At 70.2% G+C, this 26,307-nt stretch carries 28 protein-coding genes and 2 pseudogenes; 20 read left to right on the plus strand and 10 right to left on the minus strand.

The features are described 5' to 3' along the window. Positions 1 to 162 precede the first annotated feature (162 nt). From ACTWPP_RS23350 to ACTWPP_RS23360, 3 genes are all read left to right on the plus strand, one after another. A complete protein-coding gene (locus ACTWPP_RS23350; protein ID WP_443106460.1) occupies positions 163 to 1,590 on the plus strand; it encodes a non-reducing end alpha-L-arabinofuranosidase family hydrolase in 1,428 nt (475 codons plus the stop codon). A 215-nt stretch (positions 1,591 to 1,805) separates the two neighbouring features. Beyond that, positions 1,806 to 3,425, plus strand: coding sequence for a glycoside hydrolase family 27 protein (locus tag ACTWPP_RS23355; protein WP_443106461.1), 1,620 nt, complete (start codon positions 1,806 to 1,808; stop codon positions 3,423 to 3,425). Positions 3,426 to 3,929: 504 nt separating this feature from the next. Beyond that, positions 3,930 to 4,217, plus strand: a complete 288-nt coding sequence (locus ACTWPP_RS23360) for a hypothetical protein (protein WP_443106462.1) — start codon at positions 3,930 to 3,932, stop codon at positions 4,215 to 4,217. Between the two features lie 449 nt (positions 4,218 to 4,666). Here ACTWPP_RS23360 and ACTWPP_RS23365 read toward each other — a convergent pair whose 3' ends face one another. Together ACTWPP_RS23365 and ACTWPP_RS23370 are read right to left on the minus strand one after the other, a co-directional pair. After that, the gene (locus ACTWPP_RS23365; protein WP_443106463.1) at positions 4,667 to 5,491 is read right to left on the minus strand and encodes a DUF899 family protein; all 825 of its coding nucleotides are present in this window, start codon (positions 5,489 to 5,491) and stop codon (positions 4,667 to 4,669) included. Positions 5,492 to 5,554: 63 nt separating this feature from the next. Further along, positions 5,555 to 6,415 carry a helix-turn-helix transcriptional regulator gene (locus tag ACTWPP_RS23370; RefSeq protein ID WP_443106464.1) on the minus strand — a complete coding sequence of 287 codons (861 nt, stop codon included), beginning with the start codon at positions 6,413 to 6,415 and terminating at the stop codon, positions 5,555 to 5,557. Between the two features lie 128 nt (positions 6,416 to 6,543). Here ACTWPP_RS23370 and ACTWPP_RS23375 point away from each other — a divergent pair, with 128 nt between their 5' ends. Beyond that, positions 6,544 to 7,539 carry an aldo/keto reductase gene (locus ACTWPP_RS23375; RefSeq protein WP_443106465.1) on the plus strand — a complete coding sequence of 332 codons (996 nt, stop codon included), beginning with the start codon at positions 6,544 to 6,546 and terminating at the stop codon, positions 7,537 to 7,539. A 252-nt stretch (positions 7,540 to 7,791) separates the two neighbouring features. Here ACTWPP_RS23375 and ACTWPP_RS23380 read toward each other — a convergent pair whose 3' ends face one another. From ACTWPP_RS23380 to ACTWPP_RS23390, 3 genes are all read right to left on the minus strand, one after another. Then, a complete protein-coding gene (locus ACTWPP_RS23380) occupies positions 7,792 to 8,202 on the minus strand; it encodes a VOC family protein (RefSeq protein ID WP_443106466.1) in 411 nt (136 codons plus the stop codon). A gap of 5 nt (positions 8,203 to 8,207) precedes the next feature. Then, positions 8,208 to 8,672, minus strand: a complete 465-nt coding sequence (locus ACTWPP_RS23385) for a helix-turn-helix transcriptional regulator (RefSeq protein WP_443106467.1) — start codon at positions 8,670 to 8,672, stop codon at positions 8,208 to 8,210. A 123-nt stretch (positions 8,673 to 8,795) separates the two neighbouring features. Beyond that, positions 8,796 to 9,422: a glyoxalase gene (locus tag ACTWPP_RS23390; RefSeq protein ID WP_443106468.1), complete on the minus strand. Its 627-nt coding sequence runs from the start codon at positions 9,420 to 9,422 to the stop codon at positions 8,796 to 8,798. 204 nt (positions 9,423 to 9,626) lie between these two features. Between ACTWPP_RS23390 and ACTWPP_RS23395 the strand changes: the two genes are divergently transcribed. The 3 genes and pseudogenes from ACTWPP_RS23395 to ACTWPP_RS23405 all read left to right on the plus strand — a co-directional run. Then, on the plus strand, positions 9,627 to 10,556 hold the full coding sequence (locus ACTWPP_RS23395; protein WP_443106469.1) for a Rieske 2Fe-2S domain-containing protein: 930 nt from the start codon (positions 9,627 to 9,629) through the stop codon (positions 10,554 to 10,556). Positions 10,557 to 10,915: 359 nt separating this feature from the next. Beyond that, positions 10,916 to 11,634, plus strand: a pseudogene (locus ACTWPP_RS23400) (serine/threonine-protein kinase). 253 nt (positions 11,635 to 11,887) lie between these two features. Beyond that, positions 11,888 to 12,013 (plus strand): annotated as a pseudogene (locus tag ACTWPP_RS23405) (WD40 repeat domain-containing protein); the annotation flags it as partial. Between the two features lie 91 nt (positions 12,014 to 12,104). Here ACTWPP_RS23405 and ACTWPP_RS23410 read toward each other — a convergent pair. After that, positions 12,105 to 12,599: a hypothetical protein gene (locus tag ACTWPP_RS23410; protein ID WP_443106470.1), complete on the minus strand. Its 495-nt coding sequence runs from the start codon at positions 12,597 to 12,599 to the stop codon at positions 12,105 to 12,107. A 137-nt stretch (positions 12,600 to 12,736) separates the two neighbouring features. Next, positions 12,737 to 13,099 (minus strand): nuclear transport factor 2 family protein, encoded by a 363-nt coding sequence (locus ACTWPP_RS23415; protein ID WP_443106471.1) that lies wholly within the window; start codon positions 13,097 to 13,099, stop codon positions 12,737 to 12,739. Between the two features lie 92 nt (positions 13,100 to 13,191). On the opposite strand from ACTWPP_RS23415, the gene ACTWPP_RS23420 reads away from it, so the two are divergent. Continuing rightward, complete coding sequence (locus tag ACTWPP_RS23420; protein WP_443106472.1) at positions 13,192 to 14,205, plus strand: sigma-70 family RNA polymerase sigma factor; 1,014 nt, start codon at positions 13,192 to 13,194, stop codon at positions 14,203 to 14,205. A 19-nt stretch (positions 14,206 to 14,224) separates the two neighbouring features. On the opposite strand, the gene ACTWPP_RS23425 is transcribed toward ACTWPP_RS23420, so the two are convergent. Next, a complete protein-coding gene (locus ACTWPP_RS23425; protein WP_443106473.1) occupies positions 14,225 to 14,563 on the minus strand; it encodes an MmcQ/YjbR family DNA-binding protein in 339 nt (112 codons plus the stop codon). A gap of 109 nt (positions 14,564 to 14,672) precedes the next feature. On the opposite strand from ACTWPP_RS23425, the gene ACTWPP_RS23430 reads away from it, so the two are divergent. From ACTWPP_RS23430 to ACTWPP_RS23445, 4 genes are all read left to right on the plus strand, one after another. Further along, on the plus strand, positions 14,673 to 15,587 hold the full coding sequence (locus ACTWPP_RS23430; RefSeq protein WP_443106696.1) for an NADP-dependent oxidoreductase: 915 nt from the start codon (positions 14,673 to 14,675) through the stop codon (positions 15,585 to 15,587). A 65-nt stretch (positions 15,588 to 15,652) separates the two neighbouring features. Beyond that, positions 15,653 to 16,156 (plus strand): MarR family winged helix-turn-helix transcriptional regulator, encoded by a 504-nt coding sequence (locus ACTWPP_RS23435; protein ID WP_443106474.1) that lies wholly within the window; start codon positions 15,653 to 15,655, stop codon positions 16,154 to 16,156. Between the two features lie 50 nt (positions 16,157 to 16,206). Then, positions 16,207 to 16,683: an acetyl-CoA carboxylase biotin carboxyl carrier protein gene (accB, locus tag ACTWPP_RS23440; RefSeq protein ID WP_443106475.1), complete on the plus strand. Its 477-nt coding sequence runs from the start codon at positions 16,207 to 16,209 to the stop codon at positions 16,681 to 16,683. A 68-nt stretch (positions 16,684 to 16,751) separates the two neighbouring features. Then, the gene (locus ACTWPP_RS23445; protein ID WP_443106476.1) at positions 16,752 to 17,372 is read left to right on the plus strand and encodes a DUF1707 domain-containing protein; all 621 of its coding nucleotides are present in this window, start codon (positions 16,752 to 16,754) and stop codon (positions 17,370 to 17,372) included. Positions 17,373 to 17,440: 68 nt separating this feature from the next. Here the strand turns inward: ACTWPP_RS23445 and ACTWPP_RS23450 are convergent, their stop codons facing one another. Next, entirely contained in the window at positions 17,441 to 17,881 is a 441-nt protein-coding gene (locus tag ACTWPP_RS23450; RefSeq protein ID WP_443106477.1) for a MarR family winged helix-turn-helix transcriptional regulator, read from the minus strand. Positions 17,882 to 17,986: 105 nt separating this feature from the next. Next, entirely contained in the window at positions 17,987 to 18,271 is a 285-nt protein-coding gene (locus ACTWPP_RS23455; protein ID WP_443106478.1) for a hypothetical protein, read from the minus strand. A gap of 778 nt (positions 18,272 to 19,049) precedes the next feature. Between ACTWPP_RS23455 and ACTWPP_RS23460 the strand changes: the two genes are divergently transcribed. From ACTWPP_RS23460 to ACTWPP_RS23495, 8 genes are all read left to right on the plus strand, one after another. Continuing rightward, complete coding sequence (locus ACTWPP_RS23460; RefSeq protein WP_443106479.1) at positions 19,050 to 21,077, plus strand: BTAD domain-containing putative transcriptional regulator; 2,028 nt, start codon at positions 19,050 to 19,052, stop codon at positions 21,075 to 21,077. Between the two features lie 120 nt (positions 21,078 to 21,197). Then, complete coding sequence (locus tag ACTWPP_RS23465) at positions 21,198 to 21,449, plus strand: acyl carrier protein (protein ID WP_443106480.1); 252 nt, start codon at positions 21,198 to 21,200, stop codon at positions 21,447 to 21,449. Next, positions 21,424 to 21,780: an antibiotic biosynthesis monooxygenase family protein gene (locus ACTWPP_RS23470; RefSeq protein ID WP_443106481.1), complete on the plus strand. Its 357-nt coding sequence runs from the start codon at positions 21,424 to 21,426 to the stop codon at positions 21,778 to 21,780. Before ACTWPP_RS23465 ends, ACTWPP_RS23470 begins: the two co-directional genes overlap by 26 nt. 120 nt (positions 21,781 to 21,900) lie before the next feature. Beyond that, the gene (locus tag ACTWPP_RS23475; protein ID WP_443106482.1) at positions 21,901 to 23,325 is read left to right on the plus strand and encodes a multicopper oxidase family protein; all 1,425 of its coding nucleotides are present in this window, start codon (positions 21,901 to 21,903) and stop codon (positions 23,323 to 23,325) included. Between the two features lie 129 nt (positions 23,326 to 23,454). Beyond that, entirely contained in the window at positions 23,455 to 24,648 is a 1,194-nt protein-coding gene (locus ACTWPP_RS23480) for an SDR family oxidoreductase (RefSeq protein ID WP_443106483.1), read from the plus strand. Position 24,649: 1 nt separating this feature from the next. Further along, a complete protein-coding gene (locus tag ACTWPP_RS23485) occupies positions 24,650 to 24,994 on the plus strand; it encodes an antibiotic biosynthesis monooxygenase family protein (RefSeq protein ID WP_443106484.1) in 345 nt (114 codons plus the stop codon). Positions 24,995 to 25,007: 13 nt separating this feature from the next. Then, positions 25,008 to 25,529 (plus strand): hypothetical protein, encoded by a 522-nt coding sequence (locus ACTWPP_RS23490; RefSeq protein ID WP_443106485.1) that lies wholly within the window; start codon positions 25,008 to 25,010, stop codon positions 25,527 to 25,529. Positions 25,530 to 25,834: 305 nt separating this feature from the next. Further along, positions 25,835 to 26,290 (plus strand): anthrone oxygenase family protein, encoded by a 456-nt coding sequence (locus ACTWPP_RS23495; protein ID WP_443106486.1) that lies wholly within the window; start codon positions 25,835 to 25,837, stop codon positions 26,288 to 26,290. The last annotated feature ends 17 nt before the right edge of the window (positions 26,291 to 26,307 follow it).

Consider the following 26,307-nt stretch of genomic DNA (forward strand, 5'->3'; position numbering starts at 1 on the left):
TTCGAAGGTCCGGGGTCCTTGACGATATAGCTCTGCCTCGTATTTACTCCGGCCACCACCACCCCCCGATCCCCCAATGGAGAGAAGGTCCCGCCCGGCCGGAAATGTTAGCGCTAACACTCACGTTGACGAAGGGAAGAGTTCATGTTGAGGACCGGTGCAGTGCTGGCATCGCTCCTGCTGTCGGTGCTCCTGTCCGTGACGAACGTACAGACCGCTCAGGCCGCGGCAGTGGATGTGAACAAGTGGTACGTCCTGGTCAACCGCAACAGCGGCAAGGCCCTGGACGTCTACAACCTGGCGACCAACGACGGCGCCCGCATCACCCAGTGGACCAGGAACGATCAGAACCAGCAGCAGTGGCAGTTCGTCGACTCCGGCGGCGGCTACTACCGCATCAAGTCCCGCCACTCCGGCAAGGTGCTGGACGTCTACAACTTCTCCACCGCCAACGGCGGCTCGATCGTCCAGTGGTCCGACCTGAACGGCACCAACCAGCAGTGGCGGCTGGATGACAGCCCGGGAGGCCACGTCAGGTTCATCTCGCGCCACAGCAACAAGGCCCTCGAAGTACAGGGCGCCTCCACCGCCGACGGCGCGAACATCGTCCAGTACGACGACTGGGGCGGGAACAACCAGCAGTGGCAGCTCGTCCCAGTCGGCGGCGGCGACCCCGCTCCGACGTGCGATCTTCCGTCGACATACCGCTGGACATCAACGGGCCCGCTGGCGCAGCCCAAGCCGGGGTGGGTCTCGCTCAAGGACTTCACCGTCGCCCCCTACAACGGCAGGCATCTCGTCTATGCGACGACGCACGACACGGGGACGAGATGGGGTTCGATGAACTTCGGCCTGTTCAACAACTGGTCGGAGATGGCCTCGGCCAGCCAGAACACGATGTCGAATTCCACCGTCGCACCCACGCTCTTCTACTTCGCGCCGAAGAGTATCTGGGTGCTCGCCTACCAGTGGGGTGGGACCGCCTTCTCCTACCGGACGTCGAGCGACCCCACCAACCCGAATGGCTGGTCATCAGAGCAGGTGCTCTTCTCCGGAAGCATCACCGGCTCCGGAACAGGACCCATCGACCAGACGCTCATCGGCGACAGCACGGACATGTACCTTTTCTTCGCCGGTGACAACGGCAAGATCTACCGGGCCAGTATGCCGATCGGGAACTTCCCGGGCAGTTTCGGCGCGACCTCGACAGTGATCATGAGCGATACGACCAACAACCTGTTCGAAGGCGTTCAGGTCTACAAGCTCCAGGACCAGAACCGCTACCTCATGATCGTCGAGGCGATCGGCTCGCAGGGGCGTTACTTCCGCTCGTTCACGTCCACCAGTCTGAACGGTTCGTGGACACCGCAGGCCGCGACCGAGAGCAACCCCTTCGCCGGCAAGGCCAACAGCGGCGCCACCTGGACCAACGACATCAGCCATGGCGAACTGATCCGCGCCAACGCCGATCAGACCTTTACCGTCGATCCCTGCGATCTGCAATTGCTCTACCAGGGGCGCAGCCCCGACTCCGGCGGCGACTACGGCCTCCTGCCCTACCGGCCGGGTCTGCTGACACTGCAGCGCTAACGACGTGACACGGTCCGGCTCCGGTGTGGAGCCGGCGTGGCGGGCTCGGTCGGCGGAAGGCCGAGCCCGCCCAGGTCACCGCAGACAGGACGACCCTCGGCTTGTCGCCAACCGCAGCGCGGCCACGACGGTCGTCTCAGCCCTGGGCACCCGATCCTCGGGGTAGCCAGCCCACCCCATGGACCCGGCCTTCGAATCACTGCGGAGCGATCTCTATGAGCAGGAAACGAATCCGCGCGCTGCTGACCATGGTGGCCCTGGCCGTGGCGCTCAGCCCAGCCACCCAGGCTCAAGCGCTGGACAACGGCGTGGGCCGCACCCCGCCGATGGGGTGGAACACCTGGAACACGTTCGGCTGCGACATCAACGAGACGCTGATCCGGCAGACCGCCGACGCGCTCGTCAGCTCCGGCATGCGCGACCTCGGATATGAGTACGTCGTCGTCGACGACTGCTGGTTCGATCCCAACCGCGACCCGGCCGGCAACCTGCGGGCCAATCCATCGAGATTCCCGAGCGGCATGAAGGCGCTCGGCGACTACCTTCACGCCAGGGGTCTGAAGTTCGGTCTCTACCAAGCGCCCCTGGACCGTACCTGCGCCCAGTACTTCGGCTCCTATCCGGGCGCCACCGGCAGTCTCGACCACGAGGTCCAGGACGCCCGGCAGTTCGCCGCCTGGGGCGTCGACTATCTCAAGTACGACTGGTGCTCTCCCACCGGCACCATCGACGACCAGGTACGCACCTTCGCGAAGATGCGCGACGCCCTGGCGGCCACCGGACGGCCGATCCTCTACAGCATCAACCCCAACAGCATCCATGAGAAGACCGGCCCGCAGCGGAACTGGGGTGACGTCGCCAACATCTGGCGCACGACCGAGGACATCACCAACGTCTGGGACTCCGGTCAGACCAACGGCTACCCGATGGGCATCCAGAACATCGTCAATGTCAACGCGCCCCTGTCGGGCTACGCCAAGCCGGGGCAGTTCAACGACCCCGACATGATGGTGGTCGGCCGGGGCGGCATGACCGACACCGAGATGCGCAGCCACTTCGCCCTGTGGGCCATCATGGCCGCGCCGCTGATCGCGGGGAACGACGTGAGGAACATGGACGCCGCGACCGCCACGATCATGAAGAACCAGAATCTGATCGCCATCAACCAGGACCCGCTCGGCCTCCAAGCGACCCAGATCAGCAACGACGGCACCCGCCGCGTCCTGGCCAAACGGCTGAGCAACGGCGACATCGCGGTCGCGCTGTTCAACCAGGGAGGCAGCACGACGACGATCAGCACCACCACCTCGGCGATCGGTCTGTCCGGCGACTCCTTCAGCCTCCGTGAGGCCTGGACGAACGCCGTCACCTCGACCACCGGGGCCATCTCGGCGAGCGTGCCCTCCCACGGCACCGTCGTGTTCCGGGTCAGCGGCGGAACACCCGACCCCGTGTCCCAGTTCCAGGGCGCAGGGTCGGGGAGATGCCTCGACGTCACCGGAGCTTCCCAGGCCAACGGAACGCGGGTGGAGATCTGGGACTGCCACGGTCAGAGCAACCAGCAGTGGACCTCCACGGCGGCCGGTGAACTGCGGGTCTACGGAAGCAAGTGCCTCGACGTGAACAACAACGGCACCGCCGACGGAACCAGCGTGATCATTTGGGACTGCAACGGCCAGAACAACCAGAAGTGGCGCGTCAACTCCGACGGAAGCATCACCGCCCTCGGCGCGAACAAATGCCTGGACGTACCCAGCAACTCCACGGCCAACGGTGTCTACGTCCAGATCTGGACGTGCAACGGTGCCGCCAACCAACGGTGGACCCGCATCTGATCGTCTTGTCGAGACCCCTGGTCTGGTGATCCTCAAGAGACCGCCCAGACCAGGGAGTGCGGTGACCCCAAGAAGGCGCTCGTCGGCCGACGTCGAGGCACCGGTTGCCAGGCGTCTCGGGCTGGTAGGTAGGAAGGCGAGGCCGTCAACCCTCGCCGTTCTCCGCTCGCGACGTTCGGGCCTCCGATGGTGTGTGGACGGGATGGCAATGCGTGGACGTTGGGACCGGTCCCTGGGCGGCCCGAGTTGAATGTTCCGATGACCCGCTCGCAGACAGTCGCCCAGTTCCGTCCGCTCGTCCCGCTTCTGCTTTTCGCGGCCGTGGTCCTTGTGCTCGCGTCGTGTTCGTCGAGCGAGCCGGACCTTGACAGTGCCGCCGCGTCGACTTCGCCGACGGCCGCCAGTACTCCCACGACCCCTACTGCTTCGCCTACACCGTCACCGCCTGTTCCAGCGGATGGTGAGAATCGCCGGGCGTGTGCGGACGGCACCTGCGAGATCCGGGTGACCGGCCCGGTCACGATTCCGCTGCTGGGCGGATCCGGGCTCGGCCCGATCGAGGTCACCGCGATCAGCGACCGGACGGTCAGGATGGTCGCACCGCTGACCGGGGCGGAGTTCTCCAGCGACGGTGGGTGTTCTTCCACCTTTACCGGGCCAGGGGCGAACACCTCGGCCCACATGGATCTGACCTGTCATGCGGGCGAGAAGGCAGTCGTCAACATGGTGAGCCTGGAGGTCGCCGGCATCGGTGACGAGGGCGCCGTGATCCGCATCCGGCCTGTGAATTGATCGGCTGCGAGTCCCCATGGGGCCGGGCCCTTGCTCGGGAGCACACCGAGTCCCCGCTCACTCGGCCCGCCCCGCCCGGACGCGAGGATCGCCAGCTCGCGCCCGTGGCTCTCGACAGTCCGGACCGAGATGTGCAGCCGGTTCGCGATCTGCGTGCTCGTCCGGTGCCGGTCGGCGGCGGCCAGCACCTCGGCCTCATGCTCGGACCCTCGACGGGCACCACGGACATGCCCTGCGCGGACAGCAGCACCATCTGCGCCCGCCGCCAAGTCACCACCGACCCCGTGCCTCTGCGGACGATCCGCAGCAGGCGCCGGCCCTCGTCGTCATCGATCCCGCGAACGCGTACTCGTTCTGCCACCCGCACAGCCTGGCGACACCACGCCGCCCGGCCCAGCCTCCGGCCGGCGCGTCACATCACCACGGGGCAAAGATTCTCTTATGCGGCATTAGTGACAGTTGTGAGGCATGGGTGCTGTTCCTGTCTCCGCGGTTCCGAGGTCGTCGGAGTGTCCGGCGTGGATTCGCGGCCACTGGGCGGTGGGGCGTCCGTTGGTCCGCATGTGTGCCGACTCCCTGTCAACCTGCGGTTGCGGCCAGCCGGAGGGCGAGTCCTCCCACGGCTCCTGGCGCCCGTACACGGTGAGGTCCATGAGCGCGTAGCTGTAGTCCATCGCCTCCACGCCGCGGCGCGACGTCCAGTAGGTCTCGAAGACGCGGTCGCCCTCCCGCACGTAGCACACCAGGTGCATCAGGCCGAGCTCGCGACCGACGAGGAGCGCGTCAAGGGAGGGCTGTGCCGAGTACCACGGCATGTCCCAGCCCATGAAGTCGCGATAGCGGACGCTTTCGTCGTAGGACACCTGGGCATCGGCCGGGCCGAACGCGGTGTTGCGGCCCTGGCTGAACACGGCGTAGGTGATGTCACGGGAGTGCAGGTAGGACAGCGCGCCGACCTGGCTGAGGAACAACGTGCAGCCCTCGCACTGCTCGGGCGCGGGCCGGCCGGGCCACCACATGAAGTAGTAGGCGATGAGCTGTCGACGTCCTTCGAACGCGTCCAGCAGGGTCACCGGCCCGTTCGGTCCGATCAGCTCAAGGCCGGCATCCACCTCCACCATGGGTAGGCGCCGGCGGGCCGCCGCGATCGCGTCACCTTCGCGGGTATGGGCCTTCTCCCGAACCCGCAGCGCATCTACGTCGGCCTGCCAGGTGTCCCGGTCGACGACCGGCGGCAGCGCAGAGGCGTCGTTGTTCTTCGAATCATCGTTCATGATCGTCTCCTGGATTCAGTCGTGACCGTGCGTGGTGCCTCCCCGAGGGCAGGGGTGGCCGCTTTACCGTGCCTGGGTGCTCGTCGTCCCCGTGGGGAACTCCTCGATGCCCAGTACCCGCAGTAGCTCCAGCCGCTCGCGGGCCTCGTCGTCCGCGGGGGTGAGGACCAGCAGCTGCTGACCCTGGTCCGGAGTGACCAGGGTTTCGCAGTCCATCAGCAGTCGGCCCATCCGCGGGTGCATCAAGGTCTTGCGGTCGGCGCGCCGGACCGCGACCTCGTGTTCGGCCCAGAGCCGGCGGAAGTCGGCGCTCGCGGCCTGCAACCGGTCGACGAGTCCGGCGACCACGGGGTCGCCGGACCGGCGGCCGGCGGCCGCGCGCAGGTCGGCCACGAGCTGGCGGGCCTGGTGCTCCTGCTCCTCGGGCGGGTGAACGGCGCGGGCGGCGGGGTCGGTGAACCAGCGGTGCACGATGTAGCGCCGGTCGCCGGAGAAGCCGGTGTGGTCGCCCATCAGCAGGACGGCCGCCCGGTTCTGGGCGAGGACCTCGCCCAGGTCGGACAGCACCAGGGCCGGTGTGTCGCCGAGCAGGTCGAGCATGCGCAGCAGACCGGCCCGGGCCATGCGGGCCAGCCCGTCGGCGGGCGGGGGCCGGTGGCCGGACAGGTGGAACAGGTGGGCGCGCTCGTCGTCGGACAGGCGCAACGCCCGGGCCAGCGCCCCGAGCAGCTGGGTCGAGGGCCGGCTGCTGCGGCCCTGTTCGAGGCGGACGACGTAATCCACCGACATGCCGGCGAGCATCGCCACCTCTTCGCGGCGCAGCCCGGTGGTGCGGCGGCGGGGGCCGTCGGTGAGGCCCACCTCGGCCGGGCGGATCGCCTCGCGGCGGCGGCGCAGGAAGTCGGCGAGCTCGTCACGGTGCATGGCCCCATGGTCCCTCGCGGCGGGCGAGGTTATCCAGGGAGCGGCTCTCCCACGATGAACGCTCCGCTCCCGCACGTCGCGGCCTGGGCGCAAGGTGGGTGACAGAGCGACGACGAAGGAGAAACGCGATGCAGACACGAACCCTGGGCGAGACCGGCCCGGCCGTATCCGCGCTGGGCCTGGGTGCGATGGGCATGTCGGGCGCATACGGCGCGGCGGACCGCGCGGAGAGCATCGCCACCGTGCACGCCGCGCTGGACGCCGGCGTCACGCTGATCGACACTGGCGACTTCTACGCCATGGGCCATAACGAGCTGCTGCTCGCCGAGGCGCTGCCCGGCCGGGACCGGGACGGCTACCAGCTGAGCGTCAAGTTCGGCATGCTGCGGGGACCGGGCCACGAGTTCGGCGGGACCGACGGCCGTCCCGAGGCGGTGAAGAACTTCCTGGCCTATTCGCTGACCCGGCTGGGCACCGACCACATCGACGTCTACCGTCCCGCCCGGCTGGACCCGGCTGTACCGATCGAGGAGACGGTCGGCGCGATCAAGGAGCTGATCGACGCCGGGCACGTGCGGCACCTCGGCCTTTCGGAGGTCGATGCGGCGACGATCCGCCGCGCGCACGCCGTGCACCCGGTCGCCGATCTGCAGATCGAGTACTCGCTGATCTCCCGGGCGGTGGAGGCGGAGGTCCTGCCCACGCTGCGGGAACTCGGCATCGGCCTGACCGCGTACGGGGTCCTCAGCCGCGGCCTCATCTCCGGGCACTGGTCCGCCGGCCACACCGGCGGCCCCGGCGACGGCCGCGGCTTCAGCCCGCGGTTCTCGAGCGGGAACGTGGAACACAACCTCGCTCTCGTGGAGGCGCTGCGCCGGGTCGCCGAGGCGAAGGGGTGCACCGTCGCCCAGCTGGCCATCGCCTGGGTGGCCGCACAGGGCGAGGACATCGTGCCGCTGGTCGGCGCTCGCACCCGCGAGCGGCTGGCCGAGGCGCTGCCCGCGATGGAGCTGAACCTGACGGCGGACGACCTCGCCGAGATCGAGAAGGCGGTGCCGCCGGGCGCGGCGCGCGGCGACCGGTACCCGCCGGCGTTCATGCCCGGCCTCGGCGTGGGCAACTGAGCCCCGGCAGTCCGGCAGTCCGGCGGGCTCCGTTGGGGCTGCCGGGCTGGGGTCCGGTCTGCGCCGACCCCCGCTTGCACTCCGGCGCACCGCCGGACTCGCTCCTGGACGGCTAGCCAGGACGGACGCGCCCGTTCGTCCAGAGCAGCGTTCGCGGGGGCGGTGCGAGGGGCCCACTCGCACCGTGACCGGGCCTTGGCGGCCGCGCGTCAACGGCCGCCTTATTCAAGAGAACTCGTCTTGCCGGACGCCTCAGCGCAGTTCCTGGATGCGGATCAGGTTGCCCGCGGGGTCGCGGAAGGCGCAGTCGCGAACGCCGTAGGGCTGCTCGGTCGGCTCCTGGACGACTTCGGCGTCGCCGGCCTGGACTTTCTCGAAGGTGTCGTCGAGGTCGCGGGTGGCCAGCAGGATCCAGCCGTAGGTGCCCTTGGCCATCATCTCGGCGATGGTGCGGCGCTCGTCGTCGGTGATGCCGGGGTCCGCGGCGGGTGGCGCCAGGAGGATCGACGTGCCGGGCTGTCCGGCGGGGCCGACGGTGATCCAGCGCATCGTGCCGCTTCCGACGTCGCTGCGGACTTCGAAGCCGAGGGTGTCGCGGTAGAAGGCCAGGGAGGCTTCGGGGTCGTCGTGCGGAAGGGCGGTCGTGTGAATGCTGAGGTCCATGATGTTCACGCTAGCTGCGGCTCGGCAATCGGCGCTTCTCGATTCCTGACCGGTCGGGTCACCCGTTTCGCCACGCACGGCGGCATTCCCGCCGCCGCTCCCGCCGCCTGGCGCCGGTAGACGCTGGGCGGCACACCGACCAGCTCGGTGAAGCGCGTGCTGAACGTTCCCAGCGACGAGCAGCCGACCGTGAAGCAGACGTCGGTGACCATGAGGTCGCCGCGGCGCAGCAGCGCCATCGCGCGCTCGATCCGCCGCGTCATCAGGTAGGCGTAGGGCGATTCGCCGTAGGCCAGGCGGAACCGGCGGCTGAGGTGCCCGGCCGACATGTTCACGCCGCGGGCGAGGGCCTCCACGTCCAGCGGCTGCGCGTACTCCCGGTCGATCCGGTCGCGGACGCGGCGCAGCCGCGCGAGGTCGCTTCGGCGCTGGGCCGCGGTGAGGGCGCGGCCCCACGAGGGATGACACATGAGATAACTCCGTTCTTCGGTGACCGCGAGCAGTTGGGTTTCCTGCCGAAGCGACGGCGGCGATGCCGAACTCCGCAATCGGCAGAAACCGGTGCGGGCACGCCAGGCTGCGCGCCGACCGGCTCAAAGCGACGCGGTCTCCGAGGTGGTCTCCCACGCGAACCCGTCCGGGTCGGTGAAGGGCCCGGCGTCGGTGCCGATCATGAGCCGGTGCGATCCGGTGCCGTCGGGCGGGACGCCGGCGTCCTTGGCGAGGGCCTTGCGCCCGTAGAGCGCCAGCTTCACGGGACTCGACGGAGTGGCGAACTCGACGTACTTGCGGCCGAAGCTTTTCGCCACGGCGAGGCCGCGGTCGACGTAGAACCGCTTGCTCTCGGCCACGTCCGCGACCCCCAGCAGGAGCACGATGTCGTCGATCTCCCGGGTGGCCGGGCCGGTGTCCTTCTTCGCCGAGGTAGCGATCTTCCAGATGGCCCCGTCCGGGGCTTGGACGACCCCGCCGTACCCCCAGAACGACTTCGCGGCGGGCTTCAGGGTCGTGGCGCCCGCGTCGAGGGCGGCGTCGATGAGGCCGTTGACGGTGGCGGGCCGGGACACGGTGAGCGACATCGTGAACCCGCGGAAGCCGGACGTCGGTGCCTCCGAGGCGCGCAGGCGCACCCCGGTGCTCAAACCGAAGGCGGCGTTGTAGAACCTGTCGGCGGCGTCGAGGTCGGACGCCTCAAGGGTGATGGATTCGATGGAAGTCATGAAGATGACGCTAGGCGCGGCCCGTGGCCGACGCTTCTCGATTCCTGACCGGTCTGGCCCCCGGCTTCGCCGCACGACGGATCTATGGCCCGCCGCGGTGGGGACGGAGCGGGCGGCGGCAGGGTGATGCGGCGGGTGGGCGGTTTCGGTGGGTCTTCGGGGGATAGGGAGCGGACGAGTGAAGTCGTGCCTTGGGGAGGCGTTATGAGCATGCCGCACAGGGCGGTGCGCCGGGTGGAGAAGGCGGAGACCCTGGACCGGATCGCCAAGCCGGTCAGTTCGATGGTCAAACGGGTGGTTCGGCCGCGGCGCGTCCGGAATCTGTTCAGCGGGACCAATCTGGGGCATCCGCTGCATCCGATGCTCACCGATGTGCCGATCGGCGCATGGACCATGGCCGGGCTGCTGGACGCCGTCGGAGGGCGCGAGGGCGAACCGGCCGCCGACCTGCTGGTGACGACCGGGGTGGTCGCCGCCGTGCCCACCGCCGTCACCGGAATGAACGACTGGTCCGACACGCTGGGGTCGGAGCGGCGGGTGGGGCTGGTCCACGCCACCGCCAACACCGCGGCGCTGACGCTGTACGCGGCGTCCCTCGCCGCGCGTTCCCGCGGTGACCGCCGCAAGGGCAAGGCCCTGGGGTTCGCCGGGCTCGGTGTGATGGTGGTCAGCGCCTACCTCGGCGGTCACCTGACCTTCGTCAAGGGCGTCAACGTCAACCGCACCGCGTGGCAGAGGGGCCCCGACGAGTGGACGCCGGTGCTGGCGGCGGCGGAACTGGCCGAGGGCGAGCACCGCACGGCCGACGCGGACGGCGTGCGGGTCCTGCTCCACCGGACGGACGGGAAGGTCCACGCCCTGGCCGCCACCTGCAGCCACATGGGCGGCCCGCTGGGCGGGGGAACGTTCGATGACGGCTGCGTCACCTGCCCGTGGCACGGCAGCACGTTCCGGTTCGCCGACGGCGGCATCGTGCGCGGCCCGGCCAGTACCCCGCAACCCTGCTACGAGACCCGGATCCAGGGCGGACGCATCGAGGTTCGCGTCCCCCCGGCGGCCGCCCCCGCCGACGTGGTCGAGGACCGTGCCCACCGGATGAGGCGCCGCCTGCCCACCCGAACGCCTGCTTCATAACACCGCCCCTGCGGCCGCCAGGCGGCATAGCCCCTTGTCGACGTTCAGGAGACATGGGCCAGTGGATCGGTGCAGGCTCGTAGCCGTCGGGGCGTTGGTGTGCGGCGGGCCGCCTGTGCCGGGGGACGAGCGACTGCCGGCAAGGTCGTCTACGCAGTGATCGACCGCTCGTGAAGACCGGCGGAGGGGCGGCGTCCCCCGTCCGCCCCTCTGTGCCCTTCGGTGACTTGCTGATCACAATTGGCCGGGTGGCGCTATCGGACCCGCGTCGGCGTGGTTAATGTGCGGCTGTGGCGCGGGACGCGGGAAGTATCGTGATCGGCCGGTACCGGCTGGTGGAGTTGCTGGGCGAGGGCGGGATGGGCGCCGTCTGGCGCGCGCACGATGAGCGGATGCGCCGGGACGTGGCGCTCAAGCAGCTCAAGCTCCCCATGAGCCTGGAAGCCGGAGTGCGCGAGCACCTGGTGGCGCGCATGGAGCGGGAGGCACGGTCGATCGGGATGCTCAAGCACCCCGGCATCGTCACCGTCTATGACCAGTTCCACGATGATGACGGCCTGCCCTGGATCGTCATGGAGCCGGTGCGGGGCCGCTCCCTGGCCGCCGTCATCAGCGACGACGGGCCGCTGGAGGAGATGGAGGCCGCCCGGATCGGTGCGCAGATCGCCGAGGCGCTGGCCGCCGCGCACGAGGCGCAGATCGTGCACCGCGACATCAGCCCGCCAACATCCTGCTGGAGGGCCGGCGGGTCGTGGTCGGCGACTTCGGGCTCGCCGCCGTCCCCGACGAGACCACCCTCACCGCCAGCGGCGCCCTGCTGGGCACTCCTGCATACCTCGCCCCAGAGCAGGTCAACGACCGCGAGGCCACGTCCGCCACCGACGTCTGGGCCCTGGGCGCCACCTTGTACGCCGCCGTCGAAGGCCGTCCGCGTTCACCGGCACCAGCCTTGCGGCGCTGCTTCTGGCCATCTCCCAGGGCAGACCCGCCCCCACGCGGCGGGCTCGGCTTCTGGCTCCGGTACTGCGCGACCTGCTGCGTCATGATCCCGGGCAACGTCCCACCGCCAAGGGCGTAGCCGCCACCCTCACCGCGCTGGCCGACTCGGCACCCGCCGCCCCGCCGCCCGACACCACCGCACCGGACCTGGCGGACCCCGTTGTCATCACGCCGTCCCCGCGTGCTTCCCGCCGCGCCCTCATCGTCGGCGCGGGTGTCGCCGTTCTCGCCGTGGCCGCCCCCATCGGCTACTTCCCCGACCGGGACGCGCAGCCGGGCAGGAACCACACCCTGTAGCCTCCGGCCGGCCTTCCCTCGGGCAGTCCCTTACCGGTCATACGGGCGCCGTCAACGCGGTGGCGTTCAGCCCTGACGGCAAGACACTGGCCTCCGCGAGTCGAGACCACACCGTGCGGCTGTGGGACGTGGCAGCCGCGAGCCAACGTGCACCGTCCTGAACGGCACCCGCGCCTCTCCCCGGTGGGTTACCTTCGCGGCGCGCCAGAATCGTCGGCTGGGCCGCGCCCGCGATGGTTCGCCGGTGACCTCTCAGGCGGATTCATCGAGGAGGTGTGCGTTCCATACGGCCGCCGCTTTCTCGTGGGAGTCGACTCCGGAGAAGAAGGAATCGGCCAACGCGGCATGGTCCGGCTCACCGACGCCCGTGACCTCGAGGAATTTGGGCCGGTACACGGCGAATCCCTGTGGGGACGATTGTGGCCTGTAGGGGATGGCCATCTTCAACGACCGCCGCGCCGGGAGATATTCGACGGCGTCGACGATCAACGCATCGGTTTTCCCCGAATCGAGGTGAAGGTAGGCGTCGATGATGAGCACCGCGCGAACCCAGTCGGGACGGCCCGTCTCCAAAGCGTCCTGGCCTGCTTTCGCGCCGTCGGCGATGTCGTCGAAAACCAGGCGGTCCATGTGTTGGCCGCCGTCCGGATGCCCATAGGCGAGCATTGGAACCAGCGTCTCCCCGCCGGAGACGCTCCACACACCGTGGGCACCATAAAACCCGGCCATCTTGGCGGTCTCGTACATGGCCCGCCAGCGTAGTGCGGTGCCGACCGCGTTGGTGAACGTGGTGGCGACCAGATCGCGCAGTGGTCGGTGTCCGGTCCGGTGATTTCCGCGGCGGGATCGCCGCCGGTGCGGCGAGTGCGGCCGTCCCAGGTGGGTCAGGTTGCTGCTCGGCGGGCGGCCTCGAAGGGGGCGCGGTCGAAGATGAACCGGCTGTAGGTGATCTTGCCGTTCTCGACGGTGACGCATTCGGCGCCCGGCGCTCGTTTCACCGGGACCGTCTCGGTGTCGTACATGAGCACGGCGGTGTCGTCGTCGCCGAAGGCCGCGATTATTTCCGCGCGGACGAGCATCCCCACGAACGGGCCCATGAACGCGCGGTACGCGTCGGCGCCCTCGATTCGTCCCGCCGGGGCGTCGCAGACGATGTCGTCGGCGATGTAGGTCATGGCTCGTTCGAAGTCCTTGCCGGTCCACGCCTCGTGGTACGCCAGCGCTGTCTTCAGGGCGGGGCTGTTCATCGGTGTTCCTCTCGTGGGTGAAGGCCTGTCGCGTGGTACGCATGTGTTGAGACACCGCTGTCGGCTCGAACGGAACGGTGAAGGACGCGAACGTGACCGAGGCCACACTCGCCCGTGCGCGGGCCGGGGACGCGGAGGCGTTCGGTGAGCTGACCGGCCCGTACCGGGGCGAGCTGCGGCTGCACTGCTACCGGATGCTCGGCTCGCTGACCGACGCCGAGGACGTGCTGCAGGAGACGCTGCTGGCGGCCTGGCGCGGTCTGGACGGTTTCGAAGGACGGGCGTCGCTGCGGGCCTGGCTGTACCGGATCGCGACCAACCGGTGCCTCAACGCGATCCGCGACGCGAAGCGACGCGTCCCCCTTGAGCCGGTTCCGCCGTTCGAGCCGCCCGAACCCACCCGCCGCGGTGACGTGACGTGGCTCCAGCCGTACCCGGACGCGCTACTCGACCAGGTGTCCGACAGCGGTCCCGGGCCGGAGGCGAGGTATCAGAGCAGGGAGGCGGTGGAACTGGCGTTCGTCGCCGCGCTCCAGCGGTTGCCGCCGCGCCAGACGGCGACGCTGGTGCTGCGGGACGTGCTCGGCTACTCCACCGCCGAGGTCGCGCAGATGCTGGACACCACGGAGATCGCGGTCAAGGGTTTCCTGCAGCGTGCCCGTGCGGGGCTCGGTCAGCGCCGCGGCTCGGCGTCTCCGCGGCCCGGCTCGGCTCAGGAGCGCGACCTCGTCCGGCGTTTCGCCGAAGCCTTCACGGCGGACGACATCGACGGTGTCGTCGCGCTGCTCACCGACGACGCGTGGCTCGCGATGCCGCCGGCGCCGCACGAGTACCACGGCCCGGCGGCGATAGCGGCCTTCCTGCGGGCCGGGGCGAACTGGCGGGGCGGCCGCCGGTTCCGTCTGGTGCCGACCCGGGTCAACACGCAGCCCGCGTTCGGCTGCTATCTCCCCGACGTCTCCGAGCCGGTCGCGTACCCGGCCGGGCTGATCGTCCTCACTCCGGGGCCCGGCCGCATCCTCGCCGTCACCCGTTTCCTCGACAGCGGGGTGCTCCCGCGGTCAGGGCTTCCCGAGACGCTCACCTTGCCTGTTCAGGGACGGTAGGAGCCCGGCAGCCGTTGTTTCAGGGGGTGTTGATCGTGTCGGCGAGGCGTTTGGGGGCCGACAGGCGCCAGGCTTCGGTGACGAGTTCGGCCAGCTCTTCCGGATCGACCCTGGCGAGGTCGATCTCGACCCAGGCGAAGCGGCCGCCCGCCCAGGAGGGGGCGAAGACTTCGGGGTTCTCGGCGACGAGGGCGGCCTGTTCTTCGCGGGTGGCCTTGAGCATGAGGGTCCCTTCGGCCTCGTCGAGGTAGCAGAAGCCCTTGTCGCGTACCCGGAAGCCGGTCAGCTTCGGGTGCCGGTCGTTCTGGGTCACCTCCGGCAGCCCGAGCACGATCGTCAGGAACTCCTCAACGGCCATACCCGATGTGTACCACCCATGTCGGACGATTCCTCGGCTGCGCTGTCACACGGACACGGGGTACGTCGTCTCCCTGGCGGGAAAGGCTCTGAGCAGGAAGGCAATGACCATGAGAGCAGTGCGCATCCATGAGCCCGGCGGTAGCGACGGCCTTGTTCTGGAGGACGTACCGCTGCCGCGGGCTGCGACCGGCGATGTGGTCGTGCGGGTGCACGCGGCCGGGTTCGTCCCGGACGAACTGGAGTGGCCCGGCACGTGGGTCGACCGGGCCGGGCGGGACCGGACGCCGTCCATCCCCGCCCATGAGGTGGCCGGTGTGGTGACGGAAGTCACGTACGGCACGACCGGTCTGGCCGTCGGGGACCGGGTCTTCGGCCTCACCGACTGGCATCGCGATGGTGCGGCGGCGGAGTATGTGGCGGTCGAGGCGCGCAACCTCGCGAGGATCCCGCGAACGCTGACCTACACCCGGGCGGCCGCGTTGCCGGTCGCGGGCCTGACCGCCTGGCAGGGGCTCTTCGTGCACGGTGGCCTGGAGTCCGGCCAGAGTGTCGTCATTCACGGGGCGGGCGGCGGGACCGGCACGCTCGCGGTCCAGCTGGCCCGTGAGGCGGGGGCGCACGTCATCGCCACCGGGCGGGGACGGGTCGCCGATCTCGCGGCGGAGATGGGCGCGCAGTCCTTCGTCGACCTGGAGCGGCAGCGGTTCGACGACGCCGTCGGTCCGGTCGACCTGATCTTCGACACGGTCGGTGGTGACCTGCTGGCCCGTTCCGCGCGGAAGATCAAGCCGGGTGGCGCGCTCGTCTCGATCACGGCGCCGCCGCCGGTGCGGCCGGAGGGGGGACGGGCGGTCTTCTTCATCGTCGAGCCCGACCGGGAGCAGCTCCGGGGACTCGCCGAGCGGGCCGAGGCGGGACGGCTCAGGCCGCACGTCGGCGCCGTCCATCCCCTGGCCGAGGCCCGGGAGGCGTTCGAGGCCAAGCGCGACGGCGTCCCCGGCAAGGTCGTCCTGGAGATCTGAACCGGGAGCAGGGCGAGCCGGGCGCGCGGCGGTGGGGACGAATAGTAAACAAGTACACTGTTCGCATGGCGAAGCAGTCCGACCGTCCCCCGAGCAGCGGCTACCTGCTGTGGCACGTTTCGCTGCGCTGGCGGGTGGCCATGGACCGCGTGCTCGGGCCGCTGGGGTTGACGCACGCGCAGTACGCCGTGGTCGCGTCGCTCTACAGCATGGAGCAGAGCGGTGTACGGCCGAGCCAGCGGCAGCTCGCCGACTACAGCGGGCTGGAGCCCATGTACGTCTCCCGGCTCGCCCGCCAGGTCGAGGGCAGCGGCCTGGTGGAACGCAAGGACAACCCGGCCGATCCCCGTGCCGTCCAGGTGACGCTCACGGACAAGGGCGTCGAGACGGTCAGGTCCGCGCTCGCCGTCGTGCGCGAACTCGAGGACCGCTACCTCGAACCCCTCGGTGGCGCCGACAGCCCGGAGAACCTTGAGCTGAGGCGCCGGCTGCAGGCGCTGCTTGAGCACGCCGACTCGTTGAAGGGTGCGGCGGCGCCCGACCTTCAGCCGTACTCCAGCGGGGATTGAGCCGGCTCGGCCACGCTCGACGATGTGACGAGCGGGAGGGCCGGGTGCCGATGAACGAAGAACAGACCGTCCTTGACGACCTGTGTCGGCGGGCGGCCGAGCTCATCGGCGCGACGCGCGGGCCGCTGAAGAGCGTGCGCCTGCGGGTGGGCGAGACGAGCGTCGAGGTGGAGTGGCCGGAGGCGCCGGCCGCCGGACGCGAGCCGGCGGGCACGGCCGGCGGCGGAGAACCGGCGGAGACGGGCGTGCGGGCCGAGGAACCCGCACCGGAACGCGAGGACGGCACCTTCGTGGTGGACGCCCCGCTTGTGGGGACGTTCTACCGCGCCCCGTCGCCCGGCGCCGGGGCCTTCGTCGAGGTCGGCGACAAGGTGGAGGCGGGACAGCAGGTCGCGATCGTCGAGGCCATGAAGCTGATGAACGCGGTGACGGCCGAGCAGGCGGGCCGTGTCGTCGAGGTCCTGGTGGACGACGCCGCGCCGGTCGAGTACGGCCAGCCGCTGTTCGTGCTCGCGCCGCCCGACTGAGGCGGGACCCGGTGCTCCAATCCGGAAGAATCTCGCGTTCCGAGACTTCAAGGATTAGGGTTCGGGGTATGAGCGAGGGTCTGGAGCCGGGTCATGCCGAGCTGCGCGCGTCCCACGAGGACCGCGACCACGTCGTCGAGCGGCTCAGGGACGCGGCGGGCGACGGCCGCCTGACCGCGGAGGACCTCGACGAGCGGCTGGAGGCGGCGCTGACGGCCCGCACGCACGGCGAGCTGCGGGCGCTTCTGCGTGATCTCCCGGAGCCCGCCGCCCCGGACGCCCCCGGGCTGCTCCGGCTGGAGGCCCGCCAGGGCAACATCGAGCGGGCCGGGAACTGGGTCGTCCCGCGCCGCCTGGAGGTCGAGGCGCACAGCGGGAACGTGGTCATCGACTTCACCCGGGCCACGCTCGCCCATCCGGTCCTGGACGTCGAGGTCACGGTCAGCCACGGCAATGTGCGGCTCATCGTGCCGCCCGAGGTCGAAGTCGACATCGGAAGCGTGACGGTCCGCAGCGGCAACGTGCGGCCGTACCGGGCCCGCGGCGCGGCCGGTGTCCCGGTCCGGATCCGTGTCGGCGTCACGGGCAGCGTCCGGCACGGGAACGTCATCGTGCGCGGGCCGCGCAGGAGCTTCTTTGAGTGGCTGCTGCGCCGCCCGGCGCGCTCCCGCCCCGCCCTGCTGCCCTGAGCCGCCGCCGCGCCGCCGGTGCCCAGCCGGTTGCTCGGCCGGCCTCAGCCGGTGCTCGGCGCCGGTTCTCAGCCGGTCAGGTCGTGGGTGGCGGCCGCGTTCTGCTCCTGTAGCCAGCCGACGAGGAACGAGAGCTCGTCGTCGGACAGGTCGTCCGTGCGCGCCGCGAGGACGGCGGCCCGGTCGAGGTGGGCGAGGAGCACGGCCAGGGTCTCCGGGACGGGTTCGAGGATGACGCGGCGCCCGTCATCGGGATCCCGGGTGCGGCGGGCCAGACCGGCCTCCTCCAGGCGGTCGGCGACGCCGGTGACCGCGCCGCCGGTCGTGACGCTCAGCAGCCGCGCGAGGCCGCCGGGGGTGCGAGGGCCGTCGAGCGCCAGCGCTGCGCCGCCCAGCGCGTCCTTCAGGGACAGTCCCAGCCGGTCGGCGAGGGCCTGGTAGAGCAGCACGCTCCACAGGCTGTGCCGGATGATCTCGATGCGCAGGTCCTCGTACCCGGGGCGAGCCATCACCTCGCTTACCTCCCTTGTAGAGGAACACTAAATATGAGTAACTCTACTTTAGAGATTACTGCCTGAGGGTGGCGGTGGTTCGCTTCGGCAGGATGCGGGCTCCTACTCCTCCTTCTCCCGCTTGAGCTGCTGCTCGAGCTCAAGGAGGAGGAGGCGCTCCGTGTCGGGCAGATCGTTGAAGGGCGTGACCCTCTCCGGGGACGCCCGCAGCGGCTCCCCGCGCCGCGCGTGCCGTGTCGCCCTGGCGGTGGACTCGGCGGACGCCGACCGCACCGCGGCTATCAGCTCGGCGGTCGGCCAGGCGTGCGTCCCGCAGTACATCAGGCCGACGAAGAGGTGACTCATGACTCGTCGCAGCACCGCGATCGCGCGGCTCTTCTTGCGCATGCCGGCCCTCCGCCCTCGATCCTGCGTCCGAGCGTCGCCCGCGGCGCTCTCCGGCCGGTCGAGGGCCGCTGGACCGCCGGCGCGGGCGCCGCCGCCCGCGCCGCCGCGCGGGCGCGATCCGCCGGGTGTCGGTGAACTGACCGGCCAGCGGCGTTTCGGACAACATTTCGCCGCCGGAACATTTCGTCATGACCGATTAGCATTAGTTGCCGAAAGCGCTGGGTTTACTGAAGTTCGTCATGGTCGGTCCAGATCCGGCCAGCCAAACCCGGTGCATTGTTAACTACGATCGAACGGTCGATGAATCACGCTGGGGGTTCAGTTGTCAATGATCGCCAGGGCTTACGGGCAAGGTCGTGCCCCGGGTAGCGGACTGAAATATATCTGGTGCCAGCTATTGCGCTGCCGGTGGCGCCGCCCGGTCGCTGCGCGAGTAATCTTCGAGTGCCGCCCAAGGCGCCGCTGTGCATGGTGTGGCGGTCATTGAGGCAGGCGGCGACCAGGGCCGGCGATTCGGGGAACGCGCAGAGTAGCCGCCTAGTCGCATGATGTGCGACGCGGACTGATAAGCCTATGGAGTGATCGTCTTGAAAGCAAGGGTGCTCCACTCCTTTTCTGAGTGAGATATCTATGGCCAGTCGTCTAGGCGGTGACTTATTGCCTGATTCACTGATCGCGCTGACAATCCTTGCGTGTTGATCGTTCCAGGGTTAGAGGGTGTCCATGATGAACGGGATCAGGAGGTGAATGGCGCATGCATTTTCGGATTCTCGGCCCAATGTGGGTGGCCAGTGGCGGGGTGGAGATAACTCCGACCGCGCCCAAGGTGCGGCAAGTGCTCGCGTTCCTGCTGGTGCGGTCCGGAAAGCTCGTCCAGGTGGGGGAACTGATCGACGAGCTGTGGGGGGAGGAGCCGCCGAACAGCGCGATGACGACCCTCCAGACGTACATATACAAGCTGCGGAAGGACGTGCTGGAGCACTGCCCCTCGGCCGAGCTCCACACGAGGATCTCCGGGTACCTGCTCGACGTTCCCGCCGAGCTGGGCGACCTGCTCCGGTTCGAGCGCCTGGCTCAGGAGGGACGAGCGGCGCTCGAGGAGGGGGACGCGGCGAGCGCTTCGGCCCTGCTGTCGGAGGCCCTGACCGTGTGGCGCGGTCCGGCGCTCGCCGACGTCTCCGTCGGGGACATCCTCTCCGCCCATGTGACCCGTCTCGAAGAGGAGCGTCTGCGCGTCCTGGAACAGCGCATCACCGCCGACCTCGAACTGGGCCGGCACCAGCAGCTCGTGAGCGAGCTGAAGATGCTGGTGTCCGAGCAGCCGCTGAACGAACGCTTCCACGGTCATCTGATGGTCGCGCTCGACAGGTCCGGGCGCCGCTATGAGGCGCTTGAGGTGTATCAGGGGTTGCGCCGGATGCTCGTCGACGAACTCGGCATGGAGCCCTCGGCGACCGTGCAGCGGTTGCACCTGACCCTGCTCAACTCCGAGGAGGCGGACGAGCCGGAGGACAGGACGCTTTCCGGACCGTCCGCGATGGTGGCGGTGTCGTCGGGCCCGCTGCCGTCACCGGCGCAGCTCCCCTCCGACATCCCGGACTTCATCGGCAGGGCGGACGTGGTGGAGAGCGTCTGCACCGGCCTGCTCGCCGCGGGCAGGGAGGGCACGGCCGGCCGGACGGTGTGCGTCTCCGGCATGCCCGGCGCCGGGAAGACCACGCTGGCGCTGCGCACGGGCCACGCGATCCGCGCCGAGTTCCCCGACGGCCAGCTGTACGCCGACCTCCGCGGCACCGCCGAACATCCCGCCGACCCGCTCCCGATCCTGGAGGGCTTCCTCCGCGCGGTCGGGGTGCCGGCCCGGGAGATGCCGGAGGGCCTGGAGGAGCGCTCCAACCTGTTCCGCACCTGGACGATGGGCCGGCGGATCCTCGTGGTGCTCGACGACGCCTCATCGGTTCCGCAGGTCGCGCCGCTGATGCCGGCGTCGCCGGGCAGTTCGGTGCTCGTCACCAGCCGGTGGGGCCTGTACAGCCTGCCGGGGGTGCGGCACGTGCTGCTGGAGGAGATGCCCGAGGACGAGGCGGTCGAGCTGATCGAGTCCGCGAGCGGTCGGCGGTACGCGGGCGCCGAGCGGCGCTTCGCCGAGCGGGCCGCCGCGCTGTGCGGCCGGCTGCCGGTCGCGATGCGCAGCCTCGGCTCCCGGCTGGCGGCCACCCGCAACTGGCCGATCGGCAAGCTGGTGAAGCGGCTGGAGCCGGACGCCGGGCGGCTGGACCTGCTCGCCTTCGCCGACCTGGACGTCCGATCCCGCTACGCGGCCAGCTACCTGCGCCTGGAGCCGCAGGACCGCAGCATCTTCCGGCTGGTCAGCCTGCTGCCGCCCACCGAGTTCACCGCCGACGTCGCCGCCCGGCTGGTCGGCTCCGGAACCGATCTGGTGGAGGCCAAGCTCGTCCGGCTGGCGAGCTGCAACCTGCTGTCGGTGGCAGACGCCAGCGCCGGCGAGATCCGCTACCGGATGCACGAGCTGATCCGCCTCTACGCCCGCGAACGCCTCGACCAGGACTTCCTGGAGCCGATGCGCGCGCAGGCCCACACCGAGGGTATCCCCCTCGGGCGGTCGCTGCCCGGTCCGCGAGCGGGCGAGGTCCCCGCGCTCGAGGCCGGCGAGCCGCAACGGGGGGACGGCCACGAACCGCCCCGCGACGACGGCTACGAGCAGCAGCTGCGCCGGCGGCTCCAGCGAAACGGGGAGCCGCGGCCCCATCACGCCAACGGGCTGGCCGGCCAGGGCGCCGGGTAGCCGGGCGGGCACCCGCCGAGCGGACTCGAGCTGTATCCGGCCCCGCCTCCAAGCCGGATCCAGCGGAGTTCAAGTCCTCACCGCGACAGTGGCCGCATCGGCTCCGGAAAGGTGAGGACAGTGTCCAGATTCACGGTGGATGACATCAGAAGGATCCTGCGGGACTGCGCGGGCGAGCCGGACTCCGTCAGCCTGGAGGACGACATCGGCACCATCAGCTTCGAGGAGATGGGCTACGACTCGCTGGCCGTCCTGGAGATGGCGGCACGGATCCAGCAGGAGTTCCTGGTCGCCATCCCCGACGAGACCGTCGCCGAGCTCCCCACCCCCGACGCGGTCGTCGGCTATGTCGGTCCACGCCTCGCCGCGTGAGCGCCGGGCCGGCGACGCTCTCGGCCGGGTGCACGTCCTGGTCTATGCGAGCGCGCCGGGCGGCGACGCGCGGGCCGTGGAGGACGCCTACCACACCATCAGCCGCGATCTCGAGGGGACGCCCGGGCTGCTGGGCAACGTCCTGCTGCGGTCGCTGGCCGACCCGGGTTCCTTCGCGGTGATGAGCGAATGGCGCGACGCGGCGGCGTTCCGCGAGTGGGAGAGGACGGCCTCCCACCGCGACACGACGGCCCCGCTCCGCCCCCTGCAGAACGCCGGTGCGGGACCGGCGGCGACGTTCGGCGTGTACGAGGTGGTCGCCGCGTATTGAGCCCGTGCGACCTGGGCGGTCTCCCGGGTGGCCGAGGACACCAGCCGTCCTCAAGCGGGCCGGGGCACGGTGTGCCCGATCCGATCGAGAACCATCCGGGAGGGCCGCTCATTGGACGGCATGCTGAAGCGACGGGACGCGCTGAAACTGGGCGCGGTCGGTGTCACGGGACTGGCCGTGCCGGGAGGCCTCGGAACGGCCTCCCTGCGCCGGCTCCGCGAGACGACGGCGCCGGAGGCGTTCTCGGTGCCGCTGGCGCTGCCGCGCCGGGCGAGGCCGGTGCGGCGCACGTGGACGACGGACTACTACCGGATGACCGTCCGGGAGGCCGAGGCCGCGATCCTGCCCGGCGTCAAGACGAAGATCATGGGCTATGACGGCCTGTTCCCCGGCCCGGTCATCCACGCGCTGAAGGGCCGCCGGGTCGTGGTCCGGCAGACGAACGCCCTGGACATGCCCACCATCGTCCACCTCCACGGCGGGCACACGGCGGTGAGCAGCGACGGCTACCCCTCGGACGTGATCGAGCCCGGCGCGTTCCGCGACTACGAGTACCTGAACGAGCAGCCCGCGGCGACCCTCTGGTACCACGACCACACGCACCACATGTCGGCCGAGATGATCTTCCGCGGCCTGTCGGGGACGTACATCATCACCGACCCGGCGGAGCTGCGCCTCGGGCTGCCCATGGGGCACCACGACGTCCCGATCACCCTGCGCGACGTCCGGTTCGACGACGCGGGCCAGATCGTCTTCGAGATGGACGACTTCCAATACCGCAACACGGTCCTGGTCAACGGACGTCCGCAGCCGTACTTCGAGGTGGCCGCGCGCAAGTACCGGCTGCGCCTCATCAACACCTCCAACCTGCGGTTCTTCTCCCTGGGGCTGAGCACGGGCACGGAGATGACCGTCGTGGCGTCCGACGGCGGGCTGCTGCCGGCGCCGCGTCCGGTCAAGAACGTCATGCTGTCGCCGGGCGAGCGGGCCGACGTCGTCGTCGACTTCGGCGCCCACGACCCCGGAACCCGGATCGTGCTGGTCAACGAGTTCGGAGCGGACGACGCGACGCGCAACCTCATGCGGTTCGACGTCGGGCGGCGGGTCTGGGACCCCAGCCGGATCCCGGAGTCGCCGGTGAACGCGCCCGACCTCGGGGAGGCCCAGGTGACACGGGACGTGCACTTCGGCTTCGACCCGCAGACGGGGGACTGGCTCATGGACGGCAAGACCTTCGACATGAAACGCGTCGACATGAGGATCCGGCGCGGCGACACCGAGATCTGGCGCGTGCACAACAAGGGCGCCGGACCGTCCGTGCCGCACAACATGCACCTGCACGGCACGCACTTCGAGGTGCTGGACCGCGACGGGCAGGCGGTGGCGCCCCACGAGACCGGGCCGAAGGACACCGTCTTCATCGGTCACGGCAGCACCGTCCGCATCAAGGTGCGCTACGACCGCTACCTGGGCCGCTACCTCTACCACTGCCATCTGATCGACCACGCGTCGATGGGGATGATGGCGCAGGCGGAGATCATCTGACCGGGACGGGCGACCGGGCACCGGCGACCGGCGAGCGCGGACCGGGACACCAGCGGTCCACCAGGGGGGTTCTAGGCCGGGTCGGCAGCATTCGAGCGACCACGACCACGTCCATGGAGGGACACCAGCATGGCTGGACACACCGACAACGAGATCGTCATCAACGCGCCGATGGACCTGGTCTGGGACATGACCAACGACATCGAGTCCTGGCCCGGCCTGTTCAGCGAGTACGCCGCCGCAGAGATCGTGGAGCGGGACGGGGACAAGATCCGGTTCCGCCTCTCGCTCCACCCCGACGAGAACGGCACCGTCTGGAGCTGGGTGTCGGAGCGGACGCCCGACCCGCAGACGCGGACCGTCCGGTCCCACCGGGTGGAGACCGGCGTGTTCGAGTACATGAACCTGTTCTGGGAGTACGAGCACGTCGACGGCGGCGTGCGGATGCGCTGGCAGCAGGACTTCACGATGAAGGCCGGCGCCCCGCTGGACGACGAGGGCATGACCGCGCGCCTCAACCGCAACACCGCGGTCCAGATGCGGCGGATCAAGCGGATCGTGGAGGAGGCGGCGGCGCGGGCCGAGGGCGGTGTGCGCCTCGACCACTCGGGCCGGCGGGTGCTGGTGACCGGCGGCACCCGGGGCATCGGCCGCGGCATCGTGCTGGCGTTCGCGCGGGCCGGCGCCACCGTCGTCACCTGTCACCGGACCGACGGGCCCCTGGTGGACAGCCTGGTCAAGGAGCTGAGCGAGACGGACGGCGACCACCGGGTGGTCAAGGCCGACGTCGGCGACGAAGGCGACATCGACCGGCTGATGACGGTGTGCCGCGAGCACCTCGGCACCATCGACGTGATCGTCAACAACGCCGGCAGCATCAGCCACATCCCGTTCGGCGAGCTGGAGACCGCCGAATGGCGCCGGGTGCTCGACGTCAACCTCACCGGAACGTTCCTCGTCGTGCAGAAGGCGCTGCCGATCCTGTCGCCGGGCGCCTCGATCATCAACATCGGCTCCAAGGTGGCCACGGTCGGGATCCCGCTGCGGTCCCACTACACCGCGTCCAAGGCGGGCCTGATCGGGCTGACCCGTTCGCTGTCCAAGGAGCTCGGCCCGAAGGGGTACCGGGTCAACCTCGTCGCGCCGGGACCCGTCGAGACGGAGGAGGAGGTGACGCCGGAGATCCGCGAGCGGTACGAGCGGCTCACCTCGGTCGGCCGGCTCGGGGTGCCGGGCGACGTCGCGGGACCGGTGCTGTTCCTGGCCAGCGACCTGGGCGCCTTCATCACCGGCGAGACGATCAATGTCGACGGAGGTATCTGAGATGCGGGACGAGGCGGGCATCTTCCGCGTCATGCTCCGGATGAGCATTCACCCGGGCATGGAGCGGGAGTTCGAGGACACCTGGCACCGGGTCGGCCACGCGATCACCGAGCATCCCGCGAACATCCGGCAGTGGCTGTCGCGGGAGGACGGGGACGACAACGCCTACTTCGTCGTCAGCGACTGGGTCGACGAGCCGGGGTTCCGCGAGTTCGAGCGCAGTGCGCAGCATCTGGAGCACCGCACGAAGCTGCATCCGTTCCGGGCCTCGGCGTCCATGGTGACGATGCAGGTCGTCTTCGAGATGACCGGCCAGGCGACCACCGCCGAGCCGGTGCGGCCGTAGCCGAGGAGAAGCCATGACAGAGAACGCGGCTGAGGCGGGGAACGTCGACCGCAGGGAGATGCTGCGCAAGGGCGGCCGCTGGCTGCCCGCGGCCGGGGCGACCGCGCTGCTGGCCTCCGCGGTCGCTCCGGACCGCGCGAACGCGCAGACCCGGCACGCGCACCCGCTGACGGGGACGTGGCTGACGGAGGTCATCGTCACGGGGTCGGACCGCCCGCCGGAGAAGGGGATGTTCTCCTTCGGGCAGGACGGCATGGTGTCCGGCACCGACGCGTCCAAGGTCACCGGGTTCGGCACCTGGCGGGCCACCGGCGCGCGGACGTTCGAGATCGAGTACCGGCACTACGTGATCGCCGACGGTCAGATCGGCGGGATGGTCGTGGTCGCGATGACCGGGACCGTCACCTCCGCCACGCGGCTGGAGGAGAGCGGGACGGCGCAGTTCCTCGACCCGGCCGGCGACGTGGTGCTGACCCATGAGGCGACCGCGTCCGGGACCCGGTTCGGGTTTCCGCCGTGGAGGCTGGGCTCCTGACGGCGGTCCATCGAGGCCGGGCGCGACACGGCGCCCGGCCTCGACGGCTGCCCGGACCCGTCCCCGACGGCCGCCCGGGTCCGGTCCCGGTCCCGGCGGGCGTTCTGGCCCGTCCCCGGCCCGCCGTTCCGGTCCGGTCCCGACGGCCGTTCCAGCCGGGCCTCGACGTCCGTCCGATCTCGCCTCGACGTTCCGCACGGCCCGCCCAGCCGCCCTCGATCACGCGTCGAGCACACCGGCGGAGGGTGCTCGTAGGTGCGGACGCCGCCCGGGTCCGCGGTGGGCGAGCCGAATCGGAGGAAGCCGTGCTCGAGAACGCGCTGATCGTCGTGGGCCTCACCGGGAGCGGGCTCACCGCGGGCGTGCTGCTGGCCGTCGCCATCAGCGTGGTGCCGGCGATGGCGGCGGTGTCGCCGCCGCTGTACGTGCGCTTCCACCAGCTGCTCGGCCGCAACTGGGACCCGACGATGCCCGCGATCGTCCTCACGTCCGCGCTGACGTGCGTCACGCTCGCGGTGGTCGCGGGCGGGGACCGGTCCCGGGTGCTGTTCGGCTGCGCCGCTGCGCTGCTGGTCGCCGTCTCCGGGGTGTCGCACCTGCTGAACGTGCCGCTGAACCGGCAGGTCAAGGGGCTCGACCCGGACGCGCCCCTGCCGGCGGACTGGCGGGACCCCCGCGCGGAGTGGCGCCGGTGGCATCTGCTGCGCACCGGGCTGGCGATCGCGGCCCTGCTGCTGAACGCCCTGGCCGTCGTGGCCTGAACCCCGAGGAGCGAGCT

Source organism: Actinomadura sp. 3N407 (genome assembly GCF_052245875.1).
In the GTDB taxonomy this organism is placed as follows: Bacteria; Actinomycetota; Actinomycetes; order Streptosporangiales; family Streptosporangiaceae; genus Spirillospora.